General features: G+C 67.6%; 18 protein-coding genes and 3 tRNA genes. 6 read left to right on the top strand and 15 right to left on the bottom strand.

What is annotated here, in order from left to right; all coding sequences use genetic code 11:
- The first annotated feature begins 2 nt into the window (after nucleotides 1–2).
- Nucleotides 3–1,907, top strand: coding sequence for a 1-deoxy-D-xylulose-5-phosphate synthase (dxs, locus tag ACW5DW_RS10175; RefSeq protein ID WP_457018724.1), 1,905 nt, complete (start codon nucleotides 3–5; stop codon nucleotides 1,905–1,907).
- Nucleotides 1,908–1,955: 48 nt separating this feature from the next.
- Here dxs and ACW5DW_RS10170 read toward each other — a convergent pair whose 3' ends face one another.
- The 11 genes from ACW5DW_RS10170 to thrS all read right to left on the bottom strand — a co-directional run bounded on the left by ACW5DW_RS10170 (nucleotide 1,956) and on the right by thrS (nucleotide 11,584).
- Nucleotides 1,956–3,050: a TraB/GumN family protein gene (locus ACW5DW_RS10170; protein ID WP_457018723.1), complete on the bottom strand. Its 1,095-nt coding sequence runs from the start codon at nucleotides 3,048–3,050 to the stop codon at nucleotides 1,956–1,958.
- Between the two features lie 194 nt (nucleotides 3,051–3,244).
- On the bottom strand, nucleotides 3,245–3,442 hold the full coding sequence (locus ACW5DW_RS10165; RefSeq protein ID WP_457018722.1) for a hypothetical protein: 198 nt from the start codon (nucleotides 3,440–3,442) through the stop codon (nucleotides 3,245–3,247).
- A 181-nt stretch (nucleotides 3,443–3,623) separates the two neighbouring features.
- Nucleotides 3,624–3,700: transfer RNA gene (locus ACW5DW_RS10160), tRNA-Pro, on the bottom strand.
- A gap of 83 nt (nucleotides 3,701–3,783) precedes the next feature.
- On the bottom strand, nucleotides 3,784–4,140 hold the full coding sequence (locus tag ACW5DW_RS10155; RefSeq protein WP_457018721.1) for a MerR family transcriptional regulator: 357 nt from the start codon (nucleotides 4,138–4,140) through the stop codon (nucleotides 3,784–3,786).
- Entirely contained in the window at nucleotides 4,133–4,435 is a 303-nt protein-coding gene (locus tag ACW5DW_RS10150) for an integration host factor subunit alpha (protein WP_457018720.1), read from the bottom strand. The genes ACW5DW_RS10155 and ACW5DW_RS10150 overlap by 8 nt, the downstream gene beginning before the upstream one ends.
- A 21-nt stretch (nucleotides 4,436–4,456) precedes the next feature.
- The gene (pheT, locus tag ACW5DW_RS10145) at nucleotides 4,457–6,844 is read right to left on the bottom strand and encodes a phenylalanine--tRNA ligase subunit beta (protein ID WP_457018719.1); all 2,388 of its coding nucleotides are present in this window, start codon (nucleotides 6,842–6,844) and stop codon (nucleotides 4,457–4,459) included.
- Nucleotides 6,845–6,957: 113 nt separating this feature from the next.
- Nucleotides 6,958–7,953, bottom strand: a complete 996-nt coding sequence (gene pheS / locus ACW5DW_RS10140; protein WP_457018718.1) for a phenylalanine--tRNA ligase subunit alpha — start codon at nucleotides 7,951–7,953, stop codon at nucleotides 6,958–6,960.
- Nucleotides 7,954–8,226: 273 nt separating this feature from the next.
- Nucleotides 8,227–8,586 (bottom strand): 50S ribosomal protein L20, encoded by a 360-nt coding sequence (gene rplT, locus ACW5DW_RS10135; protein ID WP_457018717.1) that lies wholly within the window; start codon nucleotides 8,584–8,586, stop codon nucleotides 8,227–8,229.
- Nucleotides 8,587–8,599: 13 nt separating this feature from the next.
- On the bottom strand, nucleotides 8,600–8,797 hold the full coding sequence (gene rpmI / locus ACW5DW_RS10130) for a 50S ribosomal protein L35 (RefSeq protein WP_141622780.1): 198 nt from the start codon (nucleotides 8,795–8,797) through the stop codon (nucleotides 8,600–8,602).
- 266 nt (nucleotides 8,798–9,063) lie between these two features.
- Nucleotides 9,064–9,585, bottom strand: coding sequence for a translation initiation factor IF-3 (gene infC, locus ACW5DW_RS10125; protein ID WP_457018864.1), 522 nt, complete (start codon nucleotides 9,583–9,585; stop codon nucleotides 9,064–9,066).
- A 94-nt stretch (nucleotides 9,586–9,679) separates the two neighbouring features.
- Nucleotides 9,680–11,584 carry a threonine--tRNA ligase gene (gene thrS, locus ACW5DW_RS10120; protein ID WP_457018863.1) on the bottom strand — a complete coding sequence of 635 codons (1,905 nt, stop codon included), beginning with the start codon at nucleotides 11,582–11,584 and terminating at the stop codon, nucleotides 9,680–9,682.
- Nucleotides 11,585–11,919: 335 nt separating this feature from the next.
- Between thrS and ACW5DW_RS10115 the strand changes: the two genes are divergently transcribed.
- Nucleotides 11,920–12,960 carry a LacI family DNA-binding transcriptional regulator gene (locus ACW5DW_RS10115; RefSeq protein WP_457018716.1) on the top strand — a complete coding sequence of 347 codons (1,041 nt, stop codon included), beginning with the start codon at nucleotides 11,920–11,922 and terminating at the stop codon, nucleotides 12,958–12,960.
- Between the two features lie 33 nt (nucleotides 12,961–12,993).
- Here ACW5DW_RS10115 and ACW5DW_RS10110 read toward each other — a convergent pair whose 3' ends face one another.
- On the bottom strand, nucleotides 12,994–14,766 hold the full coding sequence (locus tag ACW5DW_RS10110; RefSeq protein WP_457018715.1) for an alpha-amylase family glycosyl hydrolase: 1,773 nt from the start codon (nucleotides 14,764–14,766) through the stop codon (nucleotides 12,994–12,996).
- A 2-nt stretch (nucleotides 14,767–14,768) separates the two neighbouring features.
- Nucleotides 14,769–16,271, bottom strand: coding sequence for an MFS transporter (locus tag ACW5DW_RS10105; RefSeq protein WP_457018714.1), 1,503 nt, complete (start codon nucleotides 16,269–16,271; stop codon nucleotides 14,769–14,771).
- Between the two features lie 276 nt (nucleotides 16,272–16,547).
- Here ACW5DW_RS10105 and ACW5DW_RS10100 point away from each other — a divergent pair, with 276 nt between their 5' ends.
- Nucleotides 16,548–18,200 carry an alpha-glucosidase family protein gene (locus ACW5DW_RS10100; protein WP_457018713.1) on the top strand — a complete coding sequence of 551 codons (1,653 nt, stop codon included), beginning with the start codon at nucleotides 16,548–16,550 and terminating at the stop codon, nucleotides 18,198–18,200.
- A 156-nt stretch (nucleotides 18,201–18,356) separates the two neighbouring features.
- Complete coding sequence (locus ACW5DW_RS10095; RefSeq protein ID WP_457018712.1) at nucleotides 18,357–21,122, top strand: TonB-dependent receptor; 2,766 nt, start codon at nucleotides 18,357–18,359, stop codon at nucleotides 21,120–21,122.
- A gap of 334 nt (nucleotides 21,123–21,456) precedes the next feature.
- Here the strand turns inward: ACW5DW_RS10095 and ACW5DW_RS10090 are convergent.
- Nucleotides 21,457–21,531: transfer RNA gene (locus tag ACW5DW_RS10090), tRNA-Val, on the bottom strand.
- A 395-nt stretch (nucleotides 21,532–21,926) separates the two neighbouring features.
- The gene (gene uvrB / locus ACW5DW_RS10085; RefSeq protein ID WP_457018711.1) at nucleotides 21,927–23,960 is read right to left on the bottom strand and encodes an excinuclease ABC subunit UvrB; all 2,034 of its coding nucleotides are present in this window, start codon (nucleotides 23,958–23,960) and stop codon (nucleotides 21,927–21,929) included.
- 308 nt (nucleotides 23,961–24,268) lie between these two features.
- On the opposite strand from uvrB, the gene ACW5DW_RS10080 reads away from it, so the two are divergent.
- Nucleotides 24,269–24,832, top strand: coding sequence for a GspH/FimT family pseudopilin (locus ACW5DW_RS10080; RefSeq protein ID WP_457018710.1), 564 nt, complete (start codon nucleotides 24,269–24,271; stop codon nucleotides 24,830–24,832).
- Nucleotides 24,833–24,866: 34 nt separating this feature from the next.
- Nucleotides 24,867–24,943, top strand: a tRNA-Asn gene (locus ACW5DW_RS10075).
- Nucleotides 24,944–24,961: the final 18 nt, after the last annotated feature.

The following is a 24,961-nucleotide window of genomic DNA, read 5'->3' as shown; positions in this document are numbered from 1 at the left end:
AGATGATCGATTCCAAGCGCTATCCGCGCCTCGCGCGCGTCGGCAATCCCGCCGAACTGCGCGCATTCGACGAGGCGGAACTGCCCGCCGTCGCCGACGAGCTGCGCAACTACCTGATCGAATCCGTCGGCAAGTCCGGCGGCCACTTCGGCGCGGGCCTGGGCGTGGTCGAACTGACCACCGCCCTGCACTGGATCTACGACACGCCCGAGGACCGCATCGTCTGGGACGTCGGCCACCAGTGCTATCCGCACAAGATCCTGACCGGCCGCCGCGACAGCATCCACACCGTCAAGCAGGCCGGCGGCGTGGCGCCGTTCCCCAAGCGCGAGGAAAGCGGTTACGACACCTTCGGCGTCGGCCACTCCAGCACCTCGATCTCGGCCGCGCTGGGCATGGCGATCGCCAACGCCCGCGCCGGCAACGAGCGCAAGGTGGTGGCGGTGATCGGCGACGGCGCGATGACCGCGGGCATGGCCTACGAGGCGCTCAACCACGCCGGCGGCATGGACCCGGAGCCGGACATCCTGGTGATCCTCAACGACAACCGCATGTCGATCAGCGAGGCGGTCGGCGGCATGACCCGCATGCTCGGCCGCATGACCGGCAGCCGCACCCTCAACGCGCTGCGCGAAGGCGGCAAGAAGCTGCTGGGCGACAAGAACAAGCCGCCGGCGAAGTTCGTGCGCCGCTGGGAAGAGCACTGGAAGGGCATGTTCGTGCCGTCCACGCTGTTCGAGGAAATGGGCTTCCACTACACCGGCCCGATCGACGGCCACGACGTGAAGGCGCTGGTCGGCGCGCTGAAGACGCTCAAGGGCATGAAAGGCCCCCAGCTGCTGCACGTCATCACCACCAAGGGCAAGGGCTACGAACTGGCCGAAGGCGACCAGATCGGCTACCACGCGGTTTCGCCATTCGACCCGACCACCGGCGTGGTGGCCAAGGGTGGCGCGAAGAAGCCGACGTATACCGACGTTTTCAGCGACTGGCTGTGCGACATGGCCGCCGACGACGAGCGCCTGCTGGGCATCACCCCGGCGATGCGCGAGGGCTCGGGCCTGGTGCGCTTCTCGAAGGAGTACCCCGATCGCTACTTCGACGTCGCCATCGCCGAGCAGCACGCGGTGACGCTGGCGGCCGGCATGGCCTGCGAGGGTGCCAAGCCCGTGGTCGCGATCTACTCGACCTTCCTGCAGCGTGGCTACGACCAGCTGGTGCACGACGTGGCGATCCAGAAGCTCGACGTGCTGTTCGCGATCGATCGCGGCGGCGTGGTCGGCCCCGATGGCGCCACCCACGCCGGCAACCTCGACCTGAGCTACCTGCGCTGCGTGCCCAACATGGTGGTGATGGCGCCGGCCGACGAGCGCGAATGCCGGCAGATGCTGTCGACCGGCTTCCGCCACGAAGGCCCGGCGGCGGTGCGCTACCCGCGCGGCACCGGCCCCGGGATTGCCGTGGGCGAGGCCCTGGACACCCTGCCGATCGGCAAGGCCGATCTGCGCCGCCGCGGCGCGCACGTCGCCCTGCTCGCCTTCGGCGCGCTGGTGCCCGCGGCCGACGCTGTGGCCGCCGAACTGGGCCTGACCGTGGTCAACATGCGCTTCATCAAGCCGCTCGACCGCGCCCTGCTGGTGGAGCTGGCGAAGACCCATGCGGGCTTCGTCACGCTCGAGGACAACGTGGTGATGGGCGGCGCCGGCTCGGGCGTGCTCGAGCTGCTGCAGGCCGAGGGCATCACCCTGCCGGTGCTGCAGCTGGGCCTGCCCGACGCGTTCCAGCACCACGCCAGCCGCGAGGACCTGCTGGCCGAGGCCGGGCTGGACGAAGCCGGCATCCGCACCGCCGTGCTGCGCCGCTGGCCTGCGCTGGGTGAACCTGCGCGCAGCGCGGCGACCGGCTGAGGCACGACAAACAAGGGGCGCCGACCGCGTGGCGGCGCCTGGTTCGCCTCAGCCTGACGCGTCGCCGTCGGCTGGCGGTGCCTGCTCCGGCACGGCGACCACCTGCGGCGCCTCGACTTCGTAACCCTTTGCGGCGAGCTGTGCGAGGTAGCCGTCGGGCGCGGTCACCAGCGACAGCGGCAGCATGGCCAAGCTGGTGGCGTGTTCCGCCAGCGCTTCCTCGGCCGCACCCAGCCACATCGCAGCCAGCCGCGGACGCACGTCATCGATGCCCAGCCGCTGCGCGAGCCCACTGCCGGTGACCGCATCGATGCAGGCCCTGTACTGGTTCTCCACCGGCAGCGCACGCAGGGTGTGGATATCGCCGGTGGCCCATGCGTTGGCCCGCTGGCGCATTGCCTCCAGGTCGGTCTCGATGCGCGCCAGCGTGCGGGCGAAACAGTCGGTGTCGGCCAGCGTGGTCGACTGGAACTCACGGATCGCCGCCTTCGGATCCTCGACCTCGACCTTCAAGTTCACCGCGCGCAGCGTGATGCCATAGCGCTTGGCCATGCGCCGTACCTCCTTGTCGACGACATCCTCGCGCGCCAGTCCCGAGCGGCGCATCGCCGCCTCGTACAGCTCCTGCGCGGCGAAGATCGGACGCCAGCGTTCCACGCCGCGATCGCCGCCGAGATAGCGCTGCTTGAGCGGCGACCAGCGCGCGTAGAGTTCGGCCGGCACCACCTCCTGCAGGCTGCGCCCGTCCGGATTGCGTCGTGCCTTGAGCAGGGACGGAACCAGCATCAATCCGCGGAACATGCCTACGCCGGCATCGAGCGTGAACGAGGGCGGCAGCAGCACCTGCTGCGAGCGCGCCACCACCGATTCAACCCCGGCCGACTCCCACTCCATGCGTTTGGGCAGCGGCGACAGCGTGGCCAAGACGTACAGCGTGTGCCCGTCCTTGCGCACCTTCCACAGGCCGGGACCCGGCAGCGCGCCGGAGACGACTATGGTCTGGTGGTCGACGATGTCCGGACCGGTATCGGGCCCAGCTGCGCCCGCTGCTTCCACCTCCACCGGCGGCACGGGCTGCGCCTGCGCTAACACGATCGGCGGAAACAACAGCAGGGCGAGGCACAGCATCCTGATCGGTCGCATCGAACATCCCTGTTGCAGTGGCAAGCGGCCAACGGCGCTCAGCGCTGGACCACCGCCAGGCGCTGCAGTTCCCGCGTCAGGGGATCCAGTAGTTCCAGGTTCCCGATGCAATGACATACGCAGCTTCGTCCACGGCCGCGATACGGCCATGGACGGCACCGCAGTTGCCTGGATCCCTCCGGTGGCGCGCGAAGTCAGCGCTTGCGATCCCCGCGGTCGCCCTGTCCGGACTTGACTGTGGTCTTGGCCGGCTTCCTGACATCCTGGGACAGGGAGCGCCCGAGGTCGTCGCTTTCCTTGAACCTGCCTTCCGCGTCGCGTCGCACCAGCCGCTTGTCGCCATTGGGTGCGATCAGTTCACGCTTGCCGCTGCCGCTCTTCTTGGTCGCCACTGCCCGTCTCCGTGATCAACGACGGCGGCAGCGTACGCACGCACCGCTTGGCGCCGTGTGAAGCCATGCCTGCACGGCGCAGTGCCGTGGCAGGTAGACCCTTGCAGCCGCGCAGGAACGAAAAAACCCCCGACAGGATCGGGGGTTATTCGTATCGTCCGGACGTTGCCGGACGGTGTGTTGGTCGGGGTAGCCGGATTTGAACCGACGACCACTTGTCCCCCAGACAAGTGCGCTACCAGGCTGCGCTATACCCCGGATTGGCTGGCGATTATACGCGACGCAAGGGCCCGCGGGTCCGCCGGCGCCTGATCATTGTGTGGCGTCCGGCCGCAGTGCGGCTACCGCTTCAGCAGGACCAGGACTTCCTCCAGCTCCATGCGCACCTGGCGCACGATCTGGCTGCTCATCGCCGATTCCTGCTTGGCGTCCTCGCCCTCCAGCCGCAGGCGGGCGCCGCCGATGGTGTAGCCCTGCTCGTACAGCAGGCCGCGGATCTGGCGCACCATCAGCACGTCGTGGCGCTGGTAATAGCGGCGGTTGCCGCGGCGCTTGACCGGCTTGAGGCTCGGGAACTCGGTTTCCCAGTAGCGCAGCACGTGCGGCTTGACGTCGCACAGCTCGCTGACTTCGCCAATAGTGAAGTAGCGCTTGGCCGGGATCGCCGGGAGTTCGCGGTTGCTGCCGGGGTCAAGCATCGCGCGGCCCGATATAGGTTTCCACGCGTTCCTTGAGCTTCTGGCCCGGGCGGAAGGTGACGACGGTGCGCGCGGAGATCGGGATCTCCTCGCCGGTCTTGGGGTTGCGACCCGGGCGCTCGTTCTTGCGGCGGAGGTCGAAGTTGCCGAAGCCGGACAGCTTCACCTGCCGCCCCTTTTCCAGGCCCTCGCGCAGCACGCCGAAAAACGCGTCGACGAACTCCTTCGCCTCGCGCTTGTTGAGCCCGACTTCTTCGTAGAGCTTTTCGGCCATTTCCGCCTTCGTCAACGCCACGCCATCCCCCCGAGTGCCACGTCAGCTCCTGATCCTGGCGCCGTGCTCGTGCTGCAGCGCTGCGATGACCGCAGCGACCGCAACATCCACGTCACCCTCGGTGAGAGTGCGCGAATTATCTTGGAGAATCAAGCCAGTTGCGAGACTTCTGAATCCTGGATCGACCCCTTTGCCTACATAACGGTCGAACAGACGGAGCTCGGCCAACAGCGGGCCGGCGGCCTGGCGGACGGTGGCTTCCAGCGCCGACCAGGGCACGCCCTCCGGGGCGACGAACGCGAGATCCCGGCGTACCGACGGGAACCGGGACAGCGCGGTGGCGCGCGGCACGGCGCGCATGCGCAGCGGCTCCAGGTCTAGCTCGAAGGCCAGCACCGTGCCTTCCAGGTCCAGCGCCCGCAGCAGCCGCGGATGCAGTTCGCCGATCCAGCCCAGCCGCCGGGGCGCGTCGCCGTCGACGCGTACGACCTCGGCGCTGCGGCCCGGATGCCCATGCGGCGCATCCGAGGGGCGGTAATCCAGGCGCGCGCCGGTGCAGGCGGCAAGTGCCTCCAGGTCGCCCTTCAGGTCATGGAAATCCACGCCACGGACCGCCGCGCCCCATTGCTCGGCTTGCGCGCCGCCCTGGATCACCGCGGCAATGCGCGGCGTCTCGATCGGCGCCTCGCCATCTGCCGACGCGGCAAACACCTTGCCCAGCTCGAACAGGCGCACGCGCGACTGCTGGCGCGACAGGTTGCGCGCCGCGGCGGCCACCAGGCCGGGCAGCAGCCGGGTGCGCATCACGCCCAGTTCGGCGCTGAGCGGATTGGCCAGTGGCACCCCGCCCGCCTGCGCCTGCCAGGTGTGCAGCAGCCCCTCGTCGACGAAGGCGAAGTTCACCGCCTCGAAGTAGCCGCGCGCCGCCATCTGCGCGCGCAGCTCGTCCTCGCCCGCACGGGTTTCGCTCGGCACGGCGATGCGGGCCGCGCCCGCGGGCAGCGTGGTGGGGATCGCGTCGTAGCCGTGGATGCGGGCCACTTCCTCGATCAGGTCTTCCTCGATGGCGATGTCGAAGCGGCGGCTTGGCGCCACGACGTCCCAGCCCTCGTTGGTCGTCTTCACGTCCATGCCCAGCGCGCGCAGGATCCGGGCCACCTCGGCATCGGCGACGTCCAGGCCCAGCACGCGGGCCAGGCGGGCGCGACGCAGCGTGATCGCCTGCGGCTGCGGCAGGTGCGCCTCGAGCGCCGCCTCGACCACCGGGCCAGGCTGGCCGCCGGCGATGTCGAGGATCAGCCGCGTCGCCACTTCCATCGCATCGCGCGGCAGTTGCGGATCCACGCCACGTTCGAAGCGGTGCGCGGCATCGGTGTGCATGCCCAGGCGGCGGCTGCGGCCGATGATCGCGGCCGGCGCGAAATGCGCGGCCTCCAGGAACACGTTGCGCGTGGCATCGGTGACGCGGGTATCGAAGCCACCCATCACGCCGGCCAGCGCGACCACGCGATCGGCGTCGGTGATGGCGAGGAACTCGCCGTCCAGCACCGCATCACGGCCATCGAGCAGCTTGAGCGTTTCGCCCGTGCGGGCGCGGCGCACGCCCACCGGTCCCTTGAGCAGGTCGCGGTCGAAGGCGTGCATCGGCTGTCCGAGTTCGAGCATCACGTACTGGGTGACGTCGACCAGGAAGCTGACCGGGCGGATGCCGCTGCGGCGCAGGCGCTCGGCCATCCACGACGGCGTTGCCGCGGTCGCGTCCACGCCTTCGATCACGCGGCCGAGATAGCGCGGCGCATCGGCCTGGGCGCCGAGTTCGATCGGCAGCGTGGCCGCGATCGTGGCCGGCACCGGCTCGGCGTCGAAGGGGGCCACCTCGCCGCCGAGCGCCGCTGCGACATCGAAGGCGATACCGCGCAGGCTGAAGCAGTCGGCGCGGTTGGGGGTGAGCTTGATCTCGATGCTGGCGTCGGGGAGGCCGAGGTAGTCGGCGAGCGGCGTGCCGACCGGCGCGTCGTCGGGCAGCTCCAGCAGGCCGGCGGCGTCGACGTCGATGCCCAGCTCCCTGGCCGAGCACAGCATGCCGTTGGAGGCGACGCCGCGCAGCTTCGCGGCCTTGATGGTGAGCTCGCCGACCGTCGTGCCGATGGTGGCCAACGGCGCGACCAGGCCGGCACGCGCGTTGGGCGCGCCGCAGACGATCTGCAGCGGCTCGCCGGTGCCGGCGTCGACCTGGCAAACCTGCAGGCGGTCCGCTTCCGGATGCTTTTCCACAGAGACGATACGCGCAACCACCACGCCATCCAGCGCCTCGCCCAGCACCGTCACGTCCTCGACCTCCAGGCCGATCGCGGTGAGCACCTCGACCATGCGCGCACGCGTGGCGTCGGTGGGGACGTGTTGCCGGAGCCAGTTTTCGGAGAACTTCATTCCGTCACTCTCTCATTCTGTCATTCCGGGCGAAGCGAGGAATCTCCGCCGGCTTGCTGAAAAACAGATCCCTCCCCCGGATCGGGTCCGGGGTCGGGATGACAACCTGTGGGTCAGGCGAACTGCCTGAGGAAGCGCAAGTCGTTGTCGAAGAACGCGCGCAGGTCGTCGACGCCATAGCGCAGCATCGCCAGGCGCTCCACGCCCATGCCGAAGGCGAAACCGGTGTAGCGCTCGGGGTCGATGCCAACCGCACGCAGGACGTTGGGATGCACCATGCCGCAGCCCAGCACTTCCAGCCAGCGGGTGCTGCCGTCGGGGCGCTGCCAGGCGATGTCGACCTCGGCGCCGGGCTCGACGAAGGGGAAATAGCTGGGCCGGAAGCGCATCTCGAAATCGCGCTCGAAGAAGGCGCGCACGAACTCGGCGAGCGTGCCCTTGAGGTCGGCGAAGGTGGAATGCTCGTCGACCAGCAGGCCTTCGCACTGGTGGAACATCGGCGAGTGGGTCTGGTCGGAGTCGGAGCGGTAGACCTTGCCCAGCGCGATCATCCGCAGCGGCGGCGCATGCTGGCCCATGTAGCGCACCTGCACGCCCGAGGTGTGGGTGCGCAGCAGGCGGCCGTCGCCGAAGTAGAAGGTGTCGTGCATGGCGCGCGCCGGGTGGTGCGGCGGGAAGTTCAGCGCCTCGAAGTTGTGCCAGTCGTCCTCGATCTCCGGGCCATCGGCGAGGTCGTAGCCGAGGCGGCCGAAGATGTCGGCCATGCGCTGCATGGTGCGGCTGATCGGGTGGATGCCGCCGCGGCCGGCGTCGCGCCCGGGCAGGGTCACGTCGATCGATTCGCCGGCCAGGCGCGCATCGAGCTCTGCATCCTCAAGCGCCACCTTGCGCGCCGACAGCGCCTGCCCCACCGCATCTCGCACGCGGTTGATCGCCTCGCCCACCGCCTTGCGCTGTTCGGCGGGCAGCGCGCCCAGCGACTTGAGCTGGGCGGTGATGCTGCCGCTCTTGCCCAACAGCGCCACACGCAGCGACTCGAGCGCGTCGGCGCTGGGTGCGGCGGCGATATCGGCCAGCGCCTGTTTCGACAGTGATTCGATGTCGCTCATCGAGCTTCCTCAGTTCCGGACCCGGTCCGGTCTTGCCGACGATCGAGCCATCTGCCCCCTGTCATCCCCGATCCCGGACTTGCTCCGGGAGAGCGATCCGGCGTTGGCTGGACGGCAGCACCGTGGGGTGACAACACGGGAATGACGAGCGCGCAGTGCCCGGACCCTGAAAAAACGAATGGGGAAGGACTTGCGCCCTTCCCCATGCGTGTACAGCTTGTCTCCCGGCCACCGCCCGCGCCAAGCGCCGACGGCCGCGACGGGACACGTGCATTACGCCGCGAGCGCGCCCTTCGCCTTTTCGGTCAGCGCGGCAAACCCGGCCGCGTCGTGCACGGCGATGTCCGCCAGCACCTTGCGATCCAGGGTGATGCCGGCCTTCAGCAGCCCGTTCATGAAGCGGCTGTAGCTCAGGCCATTGATGCGGGCCGCCGCGTTGATGCGGACGATCCACAGCGAGCGGAAATTGCGCTTCTTCAGCTTGCGGCCGATGTAGGCGTACTGCTCGGCCTTGATGACCGCCTGCTTGGCGACGCGGAAGACCTTGCGACGGGCGTTGTAATAGCCCTTGGCACGGCCGATCACCTTCTTGTGGCGACGACGCGCCTGCACACCACGCTTTACTCTTGCCATTATTCAGCCCTCCTCAAAGGTACGGAAGCATGCGGTTCAGACGGCCCGCGTCCTCGGCACGAACATGGTTCGTCTGCCGGAGGTTGCGCTTCCGCTTGGTCGCTTTCTTGGTGAGGATGTGGCTGCGGTTGGCGTGGCCTGCCTTGTACTTGCCGGAAGCAGTCTTCCGGAAGCGTTTGGCCGCGCCCCGATGCGTCTTGATCTTGGGCATTGCGATTCCTTGGGGTCGTTTCTAGTACTGGCCCGGGCGGCGTCCGCGATTGCGGAAGCTCTTTCCGTCCTGCCTGGCCGGTGTGTAAGCCGCTGATTCCCGAAGGAAGCAGGGCAGGTCCAAAGTGTTGCGTACAGCGCCCCGGAGAACCGGGCCGGCCATTATGCCTGCTGGCGAGCGGGCCTGCAATTCCGGGGTTCGCCGCTTGCCGTTGCCCTCCCCGCAGCCGGGGAGAGACGGTCGGTATCGCGGGGCTTCGCCCGGGACTACTTCTTCTTCGGGGCGATCATCATGACCATCTGCCGGCCTTCCAGGCGCGGGCGCGATTCGATGACGATGTCCTCGCCGAGGTCGGCCTCGATCCGGGCGGCCATCTCGCGGCCGAGTTCCTGGTGGCTCATCTCGCGGCCACGGAAGCGGATGTTGACCTTGATCTTGTCGCCTTCCTCGATGAAACCGCGCATCTTGCGCAGCTTGATCTGGTAGTCGCCGTCGTCGGTGACCGGGCGGAACTTCACTTCCTTGATCTCGACCTGTTTGGACTTCTTCTTGGCCTCGTTGGCCTTCTTCTGCAAGTCGAACTTGAACTTGCCGAAGTCCATGATCTTGCACACCGGCGGATCCGCATTGGGCTGGATCTCCACCAGATCGAGGCCCTCTTCCTGGGCCTTCTGCAATGCTTCGTCGCGCGACAACACGCCGACCATCTCTCCGTCGGAACCGATCACGCGTACGCGCGGTACGCGGATCTCGTTGTTACGGCGATTCTGCTTGTCCTGGGTGCTAATACTGCGTCTCCGGAATGGGGGTGGCGGGCGGCTCGGGGCACCCGCCGGGGGTGTAGGTACGGATTTTTAACGGATTCGGGCCACGATACAACCGTCAGTCGCGGGTTTCCGACAACAGGCGCGCGGCGAAGTCCTCGACCGGCATGCTGCCCAGGTCCTCGCCCGCGCGGGTCCGGACCGCGACCGCCCCGACCTCCTTCTCGCGATCGCCCACCACCAGCAGGTAGGGCACCCGCTGCATGGTGTGCTCGCGGATCTTGTAGCCGACCTTTTCGTTGCGCAGGTCGGATTCGACCCTGAATCCTTTGGAATTCAGCAGCTTGGCGACATCGGCCGCAGCATCCGCCTGGGCGTCGGTGATGTTCATCACCACCGCCTGGACCGGCGCCAGCCAGGCCGGGAACGAGCCTGCGTGGTGCTCGATCAGGATGCCGATGAAGCGCTCCATCGAGCCGACGATGGCCCGGTGCAGCATCACCGGGGTCTGCCGCTGGCTCTGTTCATCCACGTATTCAGCGTCCAGCCGGCCCGGCATCATGAAGTCGACCTGCATGGTCCCGAGCTGCCAGGTGCGCCCGATCGCGTCCTTGAGGTGGTATTCGATCTTGGGGCCGTAGAACGCGCCCTCGCCCGGCAGCTCCTGCCACTCCACGCCCGAGGCACGCAGCGCGTTGCGCAACGCATCCTCGGCCGTGTCCCAGGTGGCGTCGTCGCCCAGGCGCGGTTCGGGGCGCAGCGCGATCTTGATCTGGATGTCTTCGAAGCCGAAGTCGGCGTAGACACGCAGCGCCTGCGCGTGGAAGGCGCGTACTTCGTCCTCGACCTGCGCGGCCGTGCAGAACACGTGGCCATCGTCCTGGGTGAAGCCGCGCACGCGCAGGATGCCGTGCAGCGCGCCGGAGGGTTCGTTGCGATGGCAGGCGCCGAATTCGCCGTAGCGGATCGGCAGGTCGCGATAGCTGTGCAGGCCCTGGTTGAACACCTGCACATGGCCCGGGCAGTTCATCGGCTTGAGCGCATAGGTGCGCTTCTCCGATTCGGTGAAGAACATGTTGTCCTGGTAGTTGTCCCAGTGGCCGGACTTCTTCCACAGCTCCACGTCCAGGATCTGCGGGCAGCGCACCTCGCCGTAGCCGGTCTCGCGATAGACGCGGCGCATGTATTGCTCCACGACCTGCCAGATCGCCCAGCCCTTCGGGTGCCAGAACACCAGGCCCGGCGCCTCTTCCTGCAGGTGGAACAGGCCCTGCGCCTTGGCGATGCGGCGATGGTCGCGCTTTTCGGCTTCCTCGATGCGCTGGATATAGGCCTTGAGCTGCTTCTCGTCGGCCCAGGCGGTGCCGTAGATGCGCTGCAGCTGCTCGTTCTTCGAATCGCCGCGCCAGTAGGCGCCAGAGATGCGGGTGAGCTTGAAGGCCTTGAGGAACCGCGTGTTGGGCACGTGCGGGCCGCGGCACATGTCCACGTATTCCTGGTGGTGGTACAGGCCCATCGCGGTGATCTCCGGCGCCATGTCCTCGATCAGGCGCAGCTTGTAGTCTTCGCCGCGGGACTTGAACACCTCGATCACTTCGGCGCGCGGCGTCATCTTCTTGATGACGTCGTAGTCCTGCGCGATCAGCTCGCGCATGCGCTGCTCGATCGCCGCCAGATCATCAGGCGTGAACGGGCGCTCGGAGTGGATGTCGTAGTAGAAGCCTTCCTCGATCACCGGCCCGATCACCATCTTCGCGTCCGGATACAGCTGCTTGACCGCGTGGCCGACCAGGTGCGCGGCGGAGTGGCGGATGATCTCCAGGCCTTCCGCGTCCTTCGGGGTCAGGATCTGCAGCGTCGCGTCGCGGTCGATGAGGTCGCTTGCGTCCGCCTGGCGGCCATCGACCTTGCCGGCCACGGTGGCCTTGGCCAGGCCCGGACCGATCGACTGGGCGACGTCCATGACCGTGACGGGATGTTCGAACTCGCGGCGGCTGCCGTCTGGGAGGGTGATGGTGATCATGTCGGGCATCTGGAATCGGGAGTCTTGAACCGGCAGAACGGCAGCATCGCTGGACCGGATGGGGAAGCCGGTGCTACGGCCTCGCACGTCGCTGTTCGCGATGTCCGCGGCCGCCGGCCACAAAAAAAGCGCCACAAGGGCGCCCTGCGGGTGGCCTAGGGGGTACTCAGCGCTGGGCGGTGGTAGTGCTCATGTCGCACGCTCGGCCCGCGTTTCCGCAGGCCACCTCGTGGCGGATCTCCCGCGATTCTACCCCGTATCGGCGATTGTTGCGCTGCACCGCGGGGTGCGCGTGGTCGGTGGCATGATGCTGCGAGCCATCTGCAGCGGGCCGCATGAACATCCGGGGAAAAGCCACTTCGCTCGATATCGCGCACCTGGCGGGCGTGTCCCAGCCAACGGTTTCGCGCGCCCTGCGTGGCAGCCCGATGGTGAACGAGGAGACCCGGCGGCGGATCATGGCGATCGCCGAGGAACTCAATTACAAGGTCGACAAGAACGCCTCCAACCTGCGTGCGCAGCAGTCGGGCACGCTGGCGCTGCTGCTGTTCGAGGACCCGACCTCGGACGAATCGCACATCAATCCCTTCTTCCTGCCGATGCTGGGTTCGATCACGCGCGCCTGCGCACGTCGCGGCAAGGACCTGCTGATCTCCTTCCAGCAGCTGTCCAACGACTGGCACGCCGACTACGGCGACAGCCACAAGGCCGATGGGCTGATCCTGCTGGGCTACGGCGATTACCTCGCCTACCAGGGCAAGCTGGCCACGCTGATGTCGCAAGGCACGCCCTTCGTGCGCTGGGGCGCGGTGCTGCCGGGGCAGCCGGGCCTGTCGATCGGCTGCGACAACATCGGTGGCGGACACCAGGCCGGCACGCACCTTGCGGCGATCGGGCGCCGACGCGTCGCCTTCCTGGGCGATGCCTCAAGCCACTACCCGGAATTCCTGGAGCGCTACGAAGGCTGCGACGCGGCACTTCGCGAAGCCGGTTCCGGCCTGGACCGGGCGCTGCAGGCGGACGCCGAAAGCTCGGAAGACTCGGGCTACGCCGCCGCACAGGTACTGCTCGGGCGCGGACTGCCCTTCGACGCGGTGTTCGCGGCCAGCGACCTGATCGCGATCGGCGCCATGCACGCTCTCGCCGAGCGTGGACTTCGCATTCCCGAAGACGTGGCTGTGGTCGGCTTCGACGACATTCCCACCGCGCGCATGGCGACCCCAGCGCTGACCACGATCAACCAGAACACCACCCTGGCCGGGGAGCTGCTGGTGGACAGGCTGGTTGCCCTGGTGGAGAGGACAGCGGCACAAAGCGAGCGGCTGCCCGCAACGCTGGTGGTGCGGCGTTCGAGCTGCGAGTCGACTGTGGCCTGAGAGCAACCGCGCGCAGGGCGTGGTGCGTAAGCGTCAGCCGTCGCTGCCCCCGGCGTCGACCTGTCCGCCTGGCCGGTGCGCTGACATCGCCTGCATCAGCAGCTGCAGCAGGCCGGCATCGTCCAGCGGCGCGTCGTACAGCAGCACGCGTACGCCGTGCGCCGGGACCTCGATGTCGACGCGCGCGGCGATCTGCACCGGGCTGCCGTCGAAGCCATCGCGCCAGATGCCGTGCTGCACCGGTCCGTCCAACACGATCTGCGCTGCGGTATCGCCCTTGTTGAGCAGCACCAGCGCGGTCTGTGCGATGCCGCCGTGCTGATGGACGCGGTAGAAGGCGGCCTGGTCGCCTTCCAGCTTGAGGTTGAGCTGGAGTCCGCGCTGCAGCGCCGGTGACTCGCGGCGCAGTCTCGCGATGCGCTGCAGCGAGGCATGGATCGGGCTCTGCGCAGCGGCATCGATGCGCGCCTGTCCGTAGTAGTTGCGGTTGCCGGCGTGCTCGGCGCGGCCGCGCATGAAGCCGGTTTCCGAGCCGTAGTACAGCACCGGGATCCCGCGCGCGGTGAACAGCCAGTTGTGCGCGTCGATGAAGCCCTCGTCGCTGGCGTCCATGCGCGGCATGTCGTGGTTGTCGTAGAAGGTGGCCAGGTCGTAGGGATTGGCATACGGGCCGCCCTGCAGGTGCAGCGCCGGCGCCAGCCGCTCGTAGCCCGCACGCTTGCGGCCGAACACCTCGTCCATCGCCTGCTTCATCGGGAAGTCGAGCACGCTGACCTCGCCGTGTCCCTTGTGCGTATGCACGGCGATATTGCTGGCCTCGTAGTCGAAGGCTTCGCCGAACATGAAGAAGCCCGGCCGCTTGCGGCGGATGCGGTCGCTGAACTGCTGCCAGAAGCTGCCCGGCATCCAGCCGATGGTGTCGATGCGGAAGGCGTCTGCGCCCTGGTCGATCCAGTGCTCGTAGGCGCCGGCCAGGTACTCGAGTACCTGCGGATTGGCCGCATCGAAGTCGCTGAGCTGGGCCAGGTTGCCGTCGTAGATCGAACCCTGCGCGCCGTCCACCGGACCGACGTTGCTGTAGAAGGCATGCAGCGGATTGCCGGCCGGATCGAGCTGCTGCGGCGGCAGGTTCTGGTGGTCGGCCAGCAGCTGCCCGTCGCGGCCATATACGCGACCGAACATCGGCTGGTCCTTCGGCATCGTCCATGCGGGCGAGCCGTGGTTGCCGACGATGTCCAGCACCAGCTTCATGTCGCGCGCATGCATCGCGCGCGCCAGGTCGGGGAACTCCATGCCGGGACTGGGCAGGTGCTCGTCGACGCGATGGAAGTTCACGCCCCAGTAGCCGTGGTAGCCGGACTTGCCGCGGTCGCTGAGGCTGCTGTCGCAGCCGGGCGCAGTGCCGCCAGTGAAGGCCTCGTCGGGGTTGTCGACGATGGGCGTGATCCAGACCGCGCCGAAACCCATGCCGTGGATGTAGTCGAGATTGTCGGCCAGTCCCCTGAAGTCGCCGCCCAGGTAGCCGATGTTGCCGGCGACGCCATCGCATGGCGGCAGCGGGATGTCGAAGCTGCGGTTGGCACCACCCTGGTCGCGATAGTCGTTGCCTGGATCGCCGTTGACGAAGCGGTCGGTGACTACGAAGTACACGGCATGGCTTGCGAACGGCTCGAGCGTGCCGTGCAGTTGATGGGAAGCGACGGAGTCGCGTGCCGCAGGCGCACGATTGGGCGCTTCTGTCCGCGCGCCACCGCAGGCGACAGTCAGGCAGGTGCTGGCGAGGACGGCGAGGATCGACGGACGCATGGTCAGGCTCCGGTGGCGGTGCGCGGCAGGGCGTGCGAGAGCGGCAGGCGCACGCGCAGCGTGCACAGCCCGGCAATGAACAGGCAGGCGCCACCAAGCACGAGCACCCGCAGAGGATCGCCGTCGAACAGCTTGGACAGCAGGACGCCCAGTGTGCTGACCGCGACCAGCTGCGGGATCACGATGAAGAAATTGAAGATGCCCATGTAGACGCCCATCTTCGCGGCCGGCAGGCTGTCGGACAGCATCGCGTACGGCAGCGACAGGATCGAAGCCCACGCAAAGCCCACGCCCACCATCGACAGCAGCAGCCACTGCGGATCGCGCACGAATGCGATCGACAGCAGGCCAAGGCCGCCGAGCCAGAGGTTGAGCAGGTGGCTGCCGCGCAGGCCGATGCGCCGCGCCAGCCACGGGATCGCGATGGCCGCGAACGCAGCGAAGCCGTTGTAGGCCGCGAACAGCACGCCCACCCAGTTGGCGCCTTCATTCCAGGCAGCCGACGCGGTGTCGGTGGTCGCGTAGTGGTGCCGCGTCACCGCCGCGGTGGTGTAGATCCACATGCAGAACAGACCGAACCAGGAGAAGAACTGCACCAGCGCCAGCTGCCGCATCGTGCCGGGCATCGCATGCAGGTCGGCGGTCAGCGTCGGCAGCATCGCGTCCCGCCGCAGCCGTGGCGCGAGCAGTCGCAGCAGGCCATAGGCCAGCGGCAGCGCAGCGAGCACGTACAGCAGGCGGTCCCAGCCCAGCAGCCAGACCGCGAGCACGCCCGCCGAGCCGACCAGCAGCCACGGCAGGCCGCCGCGCGCCGGAGGTACTTGCGCCGTATCCGCCGCGCCGCTGCCCTCGGGCTCGGCATCATCGAACGAACGCAGTACCTCGGGCGGATATTCGCGCGTGCGCAGGATCGTCCACAGGATCGCCAGCAACAGCACGGTGCCGCCAGCGTAGAAGGCGTAGCGCACGGTGTCCGGGACCTCGCCGGGCGCCGCGTTGTTGGGCACGCCCCATTTCGCCAGCAGCCACGGCAGCAGGCTGGCCACCACCGAACCTATGCCGATGAAGAAGCCCTGCATGGCATAGCCGATCGGGCGCTGCCTGGGCGACAACTGGTCGCCGACGAAGGCGCGGAACGGTTCCATCGACACGTTGAGCGAGGCGTCCAGGATCCACAGCATGCCCGCGGCGATCCACAGCTGCGGCGAGTTGGGCATCACGAACAGGGCCAGCGTGGAGAAGATCGCGCCCCACAGGAAGTAGGGACGGCGACGCCCGAGCCGCGTCCAGGTGCGATCGGAGAAGTAGCCGATCACCGGCTGCACCAGCAGGCCGGTCAGCGGCGCGGCGATCCACAGCCCCGGCACCTGCTCCATGTCCGCGCCGAGCGTCTGGAAGATGCGGCTGACGTTCGCGTTCTGCAGCGCGAAACCGAACTGGATTCCGAGGAACCCGAAACACATGTTCCAGATCTGCCAGAACGACAGCTGCGGCTTGCTCGCCATGCGAACCCTGCTCCCCGTGTGCGCCGCCCGCATTGTCACCGCTTTGTCGGCGGTCGTGCTTGCAGCGCGGCAGCAGGCGGTGGCCGTTCACGGACTCGCCAGAACGACACTCCATGCCTTGTTTTCAGGCCTATCGTGCCGACGGCAGGCACGGGCGCCGTGCGCGCACGCACGTTTCATGCATACGTATTCATACGCCAACACGGCCCTCGACAGGCTTCAAGGCACAGCCGCTGTGGAATAGTGCCGTCCGTCCAGAGCAGGTCGGAGTCACGTGTGGCAGCGGACGTTTCAACAACGGAGTGGTGGCGTGGCGCGGTGATCTACCAGGTCTACCCGCGCAGCTTCAGGGACACCGATGGCGACGGCGTCGGCGATCTGCCTGGCATTGTCGAGCGGCTCGACTACATCGCCTCGCTGGGCGTGGACGCGATCTGGATCTCGCCGTTCTTCAAATCACCGATGGCCGATTTCGGCTACGACATCGCCGACTACCGCGACGTCGATCCGCTGTTCGGCACGCTGGCGGACTGCGACCGCCTGCTGGCGAAGGCGCACGGCCTCGGTATCCGCGTGGTGATCGACCAGGTGCTCAGCCACACCTCCGACCAGCACGAATGGTTCCGCGAAAGCCGCATGGATCGCGACAACCCGAAGGCGGACTGGTACGTGTGGGCCGACCCGCGCGAGGACGGCACACCGCCCAACAACTGGATGTCGCTGTTCGGCGGCATTGCCTGGCGCTGGGAGCCGCGCCGCGAGCAGTACTACCTGCACAACTTCCTCGCCGCGCAGCCGGACCTGAACTTCCACAACCCGGACGTGCAGGCAGCGACCCTGGACAACGTGAAGTTCTGGCTCGACCGCGGCGTCGACGGACTGCGCCTGGACGCGATCAACTTCTGTTTCCACGACCGCCAGCTGCGCGACAACCCGCCCAAGCCCGCACACCTGCGCGCAGGCCGCGGCTTCAGCACCGACAACCCTTACGCCTACCAGTACCACTGGCACAACAACACCCAGCCCGAGAACCTGCCGTTCCTCGAATCGCTGCGCGCCCTGCTCGACCGCTATCCCGGCGCCACCACGCTCGGCGAGATCTCGTCGGAAGACTCGCTCGCCACCACCGCCGAGTACGTCAACCCGCAGCGCTTGCACATGGGCTACAGCTTCGAGTTGCTGACCAACGACTTCAGCGCCGCCTACATTCGCGACACCGTCGAGCGCCTGGAAGCAGCGATGACCGACGGCTGGCCTTGCTGGGCGATCTCCAACCACGACGTGCAGCGCGCGGTGACGCGCTGGGGCGGCGCCGACGCCGGCCCCGATTTCGCGAAGATGCTGGTCGCACTGGTGTGTTCGCTGCGCGGTTCGGTGTGCCTGTACCAGGGCGAGGAACTCGGCCTGCCGGAAGCCGACGTCCCGTTCGAAGCGCTGCAGGATCCCTACGGCGTCACCTTCTGGCCGAATTTCAAGGGTCGCGACGGATGCCGCACGCCGATGCCGTGGGACGACAGTGAGCTGGCGGGATTCACCGTCGGCAGGCCGTGGCTGCCGGTGCCAACGGAACACCTTGCGCTGAGCGTCGAGGCGCAGGATGCGAAGCCGGAATCCGTGCTCAATGCCACGCGGGCATTCCTTGCGTGGCGCCGCAACCAGCCGGCGCTGGTAGGAGGCAGGATCCGTTTTCTCGATACGCCCGAACCGGTGCTGGCGTTCGTGCGGGAAAGCGATACCCAGCGGATGGTTGTCGCGTTCAACCTGTCGAACGAGGCCACGACGCTGCACCTTCCGCTGGACCTGGGGGCAGCGATCACGCTCGATGTCGAAGGGCTGCCACGCTGCGACGTTCGCGCAGGCAACGTCGATCTCCCACCACACCGCGCGTGGTTCGGCTCTCTCGACGCGGATACGCAAGGTCTCGCCTGATCCATCCATCTTGTGGCTGGATCCCGCATGAATACGTATGCAGGACGGCCCCGGCGCTGTGCACCACGCCTACCATTCAACCATGCAATCAGCACGAGCGCCGGCGCGTCGTCGGCGTCTTGATTCGCAGAACCAGCATTCCTTCGGGAGGGGACAATGTTGACACCAGAACGCAACCTGTTGAGCGTGGCACTGGCATCGGCCATCGCGCTGGCAGCGTCGAATGCGCACGCGCAAACCGCTGAGGTGGACCAGGATCCGCAAACCGCCAACGACGTGATGGAACTCGAGACCGTGATGGTGACGGGCATCCGCCGCGGCATCGAGGACGCGATCTCGACCAAACGCGAAGCCACCTCGATCGTCGAAGTAATCTCGGCCGAGGACATCGGCAAGCTGCCCGACGTCAGCATCGGCGAGTCGATCTCGCGCCTGCCGGGCGTTTCCGCGCAGCGCGTCGCCGGTCGCGCCCAGGTCATCAGCGTCCGAGGCCTGTCGCCTGACTTCTCGACGACGCTGCTCAACGGCCGCGAGATGGTGAGCACTGGCGACAACCGCAGCGTCGAGTTCGACCAGTACCCGTCGGAGCTCGTGAGCGGCGTGACGATCTACAAGACGCCCGATGCCGGGCTGATCGGCCAGGGTCTGTCCGGCACGCTCGACATGCAGACCGCGCGCCCGCTGAACTTCAGCGACACGGTGGTCGCGGTCAGCGGCCGCTACCAGGAGAGCTCGCTCGGCTCGGCCGGCAACGTCGGCGACGACGGCAGCCGCTTCAACGCAAGCTACATCGACCAGTTCGCCGACGGCACGTTCGGCGTATCGATCGGCTGGTCGCACTCGAACACGCCGATCCAGGAGAACCAGGTCGGCCTTTACGAGCCGTGGCAGGCGATCGGCGACAACTGGCGCCCCGGCGTCGCTGCAGGCACCTACTACTCCGACGGCATCAAGGCCCTGCGCCGCACCGGCAAGCTCGAGCGCGACGGCGTGATGGCGACGCTGCAGTACCGTCCGTCGAACGCCTGGACCAGCACCCTGGACCTGTTCTACTCCAAGGCCGAGCAGGTCGATACGGCCAACCAGTTTGAAGTCCCGCTCGGCGATTACAACGGAACGGGCGGCGCGGTCCGGCTCGACGTCACCGACCCGCGCATCAACGGCAACAACACCTTCACCGGCGGCACCGCCAACAACGTCTATCCGCTGGTCCGCGGCATGTACAACAGCCGCGAGGACAAAATCGAAGCCTTCGGCTGGAACAATGATTTCAGCGTGGGCGCGGCACGCGTCGTCGCCGATATCAGCTGGTCGCGCACAACGCGCGACGAGCTGGGTCTGGAGAACAATACGCAGCTGATGCCGCAGCCCCAGCTCGACAGCCTCCAGCTCGACTTCCGCACCGACGGCTTCTCGCAGCTGGTGCCGGGTCGGGACTATTCCAATCCCGATGCGCTCTTCCTCACCAACACGATCTACGGCTCCGGCTATGGCAAGACGCCGCGCGTCGAAGATGAACTGACCGCGTTCAAGCTCGCCGCCTCGCTGCCGCTGGACGGTTTCGTGTCGGACCTCGACATCGGCCTCAACTACGCGGACCGTTCCAAGAACAAGCGCCAGCCGGAGGGCAGCATCAACCTCGGGCCGCAGGGCGACACCCCCATCGCGGGTGACCTGCAGTACGGTCTGGTGGACCTGGGCTTCGCCGGCGTGGGCTACATCCCCGCGTGGAACGTGCCAGGGGCCGTTGCCCGCTACATGACCTTCGATCCCGTCGAGGACCTCGACTACCTGATCCCGAAGGCGTGGGCTGTCGACGAGCAGATCAGCACCGGCTTCGCGAAGGCCAACATCGACACCAACTGGGGCAACGTCGGCGTTCGCGGCAACTTCGGCATCCAGGTCCAGCATGCCGACCAGTCGTCCAGCGCGAACTACTGGGACGGCTCGCAGCCGGTCGGCAGCCAGGTCATCCCGATCACCAAGGGCAAGACGTATACCGACATCCTGCCGAGCCTGAACCTCGCATTCCTGTTCGAGAACGACAGCACCTTGCGCGTCGCCCTGGCCCGCCAGGTCGCGCGTCCGCGCGTCGACCAGCTGCGCGCATCGATGGAGTTCGGCGTCGACACCTCGACCGGCATCCCGGGCGCCAGCGGCGGAAACCCCGAGCTCGATCCCTGGCGCGCCAACGCCTTCGACATCTCCTACGAGAAGTACTTCGGCAACCGCGCCTACGTGGCCGCCGCCTACTTCTACAAGGACCTGCGCAGCTACATCTACACGCAGACGCGCGACGGCTACGACTTCACCGACCAGGTCGCCTCATGGCTGGAAGCCAACGGCGCGACCCTGCCGCCCGGCATCGTGGTGTCGAACGAGGGTCGCTACTCGGCGCCATTCAACGGCTCCGGCGGCAAGCTGCAGGGCCTCGAGCTGTCCGCTTCGCTGCCGCTGGACCTGGTGTTCGGCGACGCGATGCGCGGCTTCGGCGTCATCGCCAGCGCGAGCTTCAACGACAGCGACATCACCATCCTCGCGCCGGAAAACGAGAGCAGCGTCGGCACCGATCCGATCACCCTGCCCGGCCTGTCGGACCGCGTCTACAACCTGACCGCCTACTTCGAGCGCAATGGTTTCGAAGCGCGCGTCAGCCAGCGTCGCCGCTCCGACTTCATCGGCGAGATCGGCAACTTCTCCGGCGAACGCACCCTGCGCTACGTGGTCGGCGAGAACATCACCGACGCCCAGGTGAGCTACAGCTTCGGCGCCCAGAGCGCGCTGTCCGGCATGACCTTGCTGCTGCAGGCCAGCAACCTGACCGACGAGTCCTACCGGACGTACTCGGGCAGCAAGGACCGCCCACTCGAACGCATCGAATGGGGTCGTACCTATGTCCTCGGCATGAACTACCGGTTCTGATTCCCTCCCACCGGACATGCCCGCCCCCGCCGGATTCCTCCTCCGGCGGGGGTTTTTTCTGTTCCCGCCCTGCCTGTATCCGGACTGCCGCGCCCGTCGGCGCGCGCGGCGATGAGACCGCCGATCCGGCGCCACGGCTCGTGCCGGGTGCGATTTCCAGACCGGCGTCCCGGCGGGAGCCGGGCGGATGCAGGCTGCATTACGCCGGCGCTGCAGCCGGGGGTCGCCGCCGAAGCGGAAGAACAATGGCGTGCGCCATCAGCATCCCGCGGACGCGCTGCAGGACAGCACAGGGCCGCAGGATATGCAGAAGCTTAGGAATCCACGCATCGCGTGGTGGGCGGTGAGGGTTTCGAACCCCCGACCCCTACCATGTCAAGGTAGTGCTCTACCGCTGAGCTAACCGCCCGAAAAGCGCGATCGGGCGAGGCCCGATGCCCCCGCCCGCGGAAGGGCTGGAGGACCCGCCATCGCGGCGGGAGACGAATTCTAGCGGAACCTGGCGGCGGTTGCCATCGGGTGCGCGCTTCGCGCGTGCCCCCATCCCAACCTTCCCCCGCGAGCGGGGGAAGGGGCCAACCGCGCCTTCCCTCCCCGCGAGCGGGGGAAGGGGCCAACCGCGCCTTCCCCTGCTTGCGGGGAGGGCCAGTCGCTCCCCGGGCCCGGGGGCCATCACTCCCTCCCCCGCTTGCGGGGGAGGGCTGGGGTGGGGGCCACCGGTCGCAGGAACCCCGACGAAGTCGCCACCGTCTTGCCCCCATCCCGGCCTTCCCCCGCGAGCGGGGGAAGGGGCAGAGCGGCCGCTCACCCCGCCAAGGTTGCCTCCCTGATCTTCCGGATCTCGTCGCGCACCCGCGCCGCATCCTCGAACTCCAGGTCGCGGGCGTGCTGGTACATCTGCTGTTCCAGGGACTTGAGCCGGGCGGCGAGCTTGGCCGGGTCGAGCGTGGCGTAGTCCTCGGCCTGGTCAGCCACGCGCCTGGCCCTGCCAGCGGCGGTGCGGGCCGCGGCAGGCTCGTCGCGAGCGCCTTCCATGACGTCCATCACCGCACGCACCACCGACTGCGGGGTGATGCCGTGCTCGGCGTTGTACTCGACCTGCTTCTGCCGACGGCGGTCGGTTTCGTCGATCGCGCGCCGCATCGAATCGGTCACCCGGTCGGCGTACAGGATGGCCTTGCCGCGCAGATTGCGGGCGGCGCGGCCGATGGTCTGGATCAGCGAACCGGTGGAGCGCAGGAAGCCTTCCTTGTCCGCGTCCAGGATCGCCACCAGCGACACCTCCGGCATGTCCAGGCCTTCGCGCAGCAGGTTGATGCCCACCAGCACGTCGAACCTGCCCAGGCGCAGGTCACGGATGATCTCCACGCGCTCCACCGTGTCCACGTCCGAATGCAGGTAACGCACGCGCACGTCGTGCTCGCCCAGGTATTCGGTGAGGTTCTCGGCCATGCGCTTGGTGAGCGTGGTGATCAGCACGCGGTCGCCCATCGCCACGCGCTTGGTGATTTCGCCCAGCACGTCGTCCACCTGGGTGGCGACGGGGCGAATCTCGACCTCCGGGTCGATCAGGCCGGTCGGGCGCACGAGCAGTTCCACCACTTGCCCTTCCGACTTCTCGATCTCGTACTTGCTCGGCGTGGCCGAGACGAAGATCGTGCGCGGCGAGCGCAGCTCCCATTCCTCGAACTTCAGCGGCCGGTTGTCCAGCGCCGAGGGCAGGCGGAAACCGAACTCCACCAGCGTCTCCTTGCGCGAGCGGTCCCCCTTGTACATCGCGCCCACCTGCGGCACGGTCACGTGCGATTCGTCGACCACCAGCAGCGCGTCCGGCGGCAGGTAGTCGAACAGGCACGGTGGCGCCTCGCCGGGCATGCGGCCGGTGAGATGGCGCGAATAGTTCTCCACGCCCGTGCAGTAGCCGACCTCGGCCATCATCTCCAGGTCGAACTGGGTGCGCTGCTGCAGGCGCTGCGCCTCGACCAGCTTGTTCTGCGCGTAGAACTGCTCCAGCCGCAGCGGCAGTTCGAGCTTGATCGCCTCGACCGCCTCCAGCGTGGTGCGCCGCGTGGTGACGTAGTGCGACTTGGGGTAGATCGTGTAGCGCGCCAGCGTGCGCTTGGTTTCGCCGGTCAACGGATCGAACTGGGTCAGCTTCTCGATCTCGCCGTCGAACAGCTCGATGCGCAGCGCCTCGTCGTCGGACTCGGCCGGATGCACGTCCACCACCTCGCCGCGCACGCGATAGGTGCCGCGGCGCAGTTCGGTGTCGTTGCGCGCGTACTGCATCTCGGTGAGGCGCCGGATCAGCTCGCGCTGGTCGATGCGCTCGCCGCGCACCATGTGCAGCACCATCCGGAAGTATTCGTTCGGATCGCCCAGGCCGTAGATCGCCGAGACCGTGCACACGATGATCGCGTCGCGCCGCTCCAGCAGCGCCTTGGTCGCCGACAACCGCATCTGCTCGATGTGTTCGTTCACCGAGCTGTCCTTCTCGATGAAGGTGTCGGTGGACGGCACGTACGCCTCGGGCTGGTAATAGTCGTAGTAGCTGACGAAATACTCGACCGCGTTGTGCGGGAAGAACGACTTGAACTCGCCGTACAGCTGCGCCGCCAGGGTCTTGTTCGGCGCCATCACCAGGGTCGGCTTCTGCACCTGCTGGATCACGTTGGCGATCGTGTAGGTCTTGCCCGATCCGGTCACGCCCAGCAGTGTCTGCCGCGCCAGCCCGCTCTCGAAGCCCTCGACCAGCTTCTCGATCGCCTGCGGCTGGTCGCCCGCCGGCTGGTACGGCGCGACGAGCTGGAAGCTTGCGGGGTGAAGAGCTGAGGTCATGTGGGTCCAGTGTAGGAGCGGCTTGAGCCGCCGCGATCGTGTAGGAGCGGCTTCAGCCGCGATCAAAACCGCCAGGAGACAGGCCTCGGCGGCCATCGCCCGGCGCCCGTCCGCCGATTTGCGCGGCCAGCCCGGCCCGGCGGGTTTCCGGGCCGGTTGCACCCATCCTCCACGTGCGCCGAGAGGCGGCCCTGCTGGAAATGGGGCCAGGCGGGGAGTTTTCCTACCCCCGTCTCCTTTGCGGCCCGACTTCGCATCCGTGCACCCCTCCACACACTGGCGTACCGCAGGCCAAGGAGGGCTCCGCGATGCAGCAAAAAGTGAACGGCTTCACACTGGTGGAGCTCATCGTAGTGGCGGGAATCCTCTCCATCCTCGTCACGATCGTCCTGCCCGACATGGCCCGGTTCCTGGACCGCAGCCGATCCTCCACCACCCTGTCCAACCTGCGCGTGGACATGGCGCTGGCCAGGACGAACGCCATCATGCGGCGCATGCAGGTGGTCGTCTGCCCCCGCGAAGCCGGGCAACTGAGCTGCAGGAGCGGCGGCGACTGGAGCGAGGGCTGGCTGGTATTCCTCGATCCCGATCGCGACCGCCAACCGGGAGCACCCGCCGATCTGCTGCAGATCCGCGAGCCGCCCGCCCGGAGCCGCAACCTGCTGTCGCTCGCGTCCAACCGAGACTATCTGCGCTACCAGAGCGACGGCCGGGCCGCCAACGCCAACCTCACCCTGCAGGCCTGCGCGCGAGGCCGCTTCACGGGGACGCTCGCGGTCAACAACGTGGGGCGGGTGCGGAGCGAGCGGCCAGCGGCCGACGAGCCCTGCCCCTTCGATCTGGCCGAGGTGGTGGCAGGCGGCTCTCCTTGACCCCGGCCCACGACACATTAGAATAGCCGTCCCCGCCCGAATAGCTCAGCCGGTTAGAGCACTTGACTGTTAATCAGGGGGTCGTTGGTTCGAGTCCAACTTCGGGCGCCAGACATGCAGATACCACAA

The organism is Luteimonas sp. A482 (genome assembly GCF_054072655.1).
The sequence above is the reverse complement of the archived record's forward strand: the minus strand, read 5'-3'. Positions and strand labels throughout refer to the sequence as shown.

What these genes read in the sequence shown, in the direction of transcription:
- dxs (WP_457018724.1), top strand. Translation starts at nt 3, where the DNA reads ATGATCGATTCCAAGCGCTATCCGCGCCTCGCGCGCGTCGGCAATCCC.
- ACW5DW_RS10170 (WP_457018723.1), bottom strand. Translation starts at nt 3,050, where the DNA reads ATGCGACCGATCAGGATGCTGTGCCTCGCCCTGCTGTTGTTTCCGCCG.
- ACW5DW_RS10155 (WP_457018721.1), bottom strand. Translation starts at nt 4,140, where the DNA reads ATGCTTGACCCCGGCAGCAACCGCGAACTCCCGGCGATCCCGGCCAAG.
- pheT (WP_457018719.1), bottom strand. Translation starts at nt 6,844, where the DNA reads ATGAAGTTCTCCGAAAACTGGCTCCGGCAACACGTCCCCACCGACGCC.
- pheS (WP_457018718.1), bottom strand. Translation starts at nt 7,953, where the DNA reads ATGAGCGACATCGAATCACTGTCGAAACAGGCGCTGGCCGATATCGCC.
- rplT (WP_457018717.1), bottom strand. Translation starts at nt 8,586, where the DNA reads ATGGCAAGAGTAAAGCGTGGTGTGCAGGCGCGTCGTCGCCACAAGAAG.
- rpmI (WP_141622780.1), bottom strand. Translation starts at nt 8,797, where the DNA reads ATGCCCAAGATCAAGACGCATCGGGGCGCGGCCAAACGCTTCCGGAAG.
- thrS (WP_457018863.1), bottom strand. Translation starts at nt 11,584, where the DNA reads ATGATCACCATCACCCTCCCAGACGGCAGCCGCCGCGAGTTCGAACAT.
- ACW5DW_RS10115 (WP_457018716.1), top strand. Translation starts at nt 11,920, where the DNA reads ATGAACATCCGGGGAAAAGCCACTTCGCTCGATATCGCGCACCTGGCG.
- ACW5DW_RS10110 (WP_457018715.1), bottom strand. Translation starts at nt 14,766, where the DNA reads ATGCGTCCGTCGATCCTCGCCGTCCTCGCCAGCACCTGCCTGACTGTC.
- ACW5DW_RS10105 (WP_457018714.1), bottom strand. Translation starts at nt 16,271, where the DNA reads ATGGCGAGCAAGCCGCAGCTGTCGTTCTGGCAGATCTGGAACATGTGT.
- ACW5DW_RS10095 (WP_457018712.1), top strand. Translation starts at nt 18,357, where the DNA reads ATGTTGACACCAGAACGCAACCTGTTGAGCGTGGCACTGGCATCGGCC.
- uvrB (WP_457018711.1), bottom strand. Translation starts at nt 23,960, where the DNA reads ATGACCTCAGCTCTTCACCCCGCAAGCTTCCAGCTCGTCGCGCCGTAC.
- ACW5DW_RS10080 (WP_457018710.1), top strand. Translation starts at nt 24,269, where the DNA reads ATGCAGCAAAAAGTGAACGGCTTCACACTGGTGGAGCTCATCGTAGTG.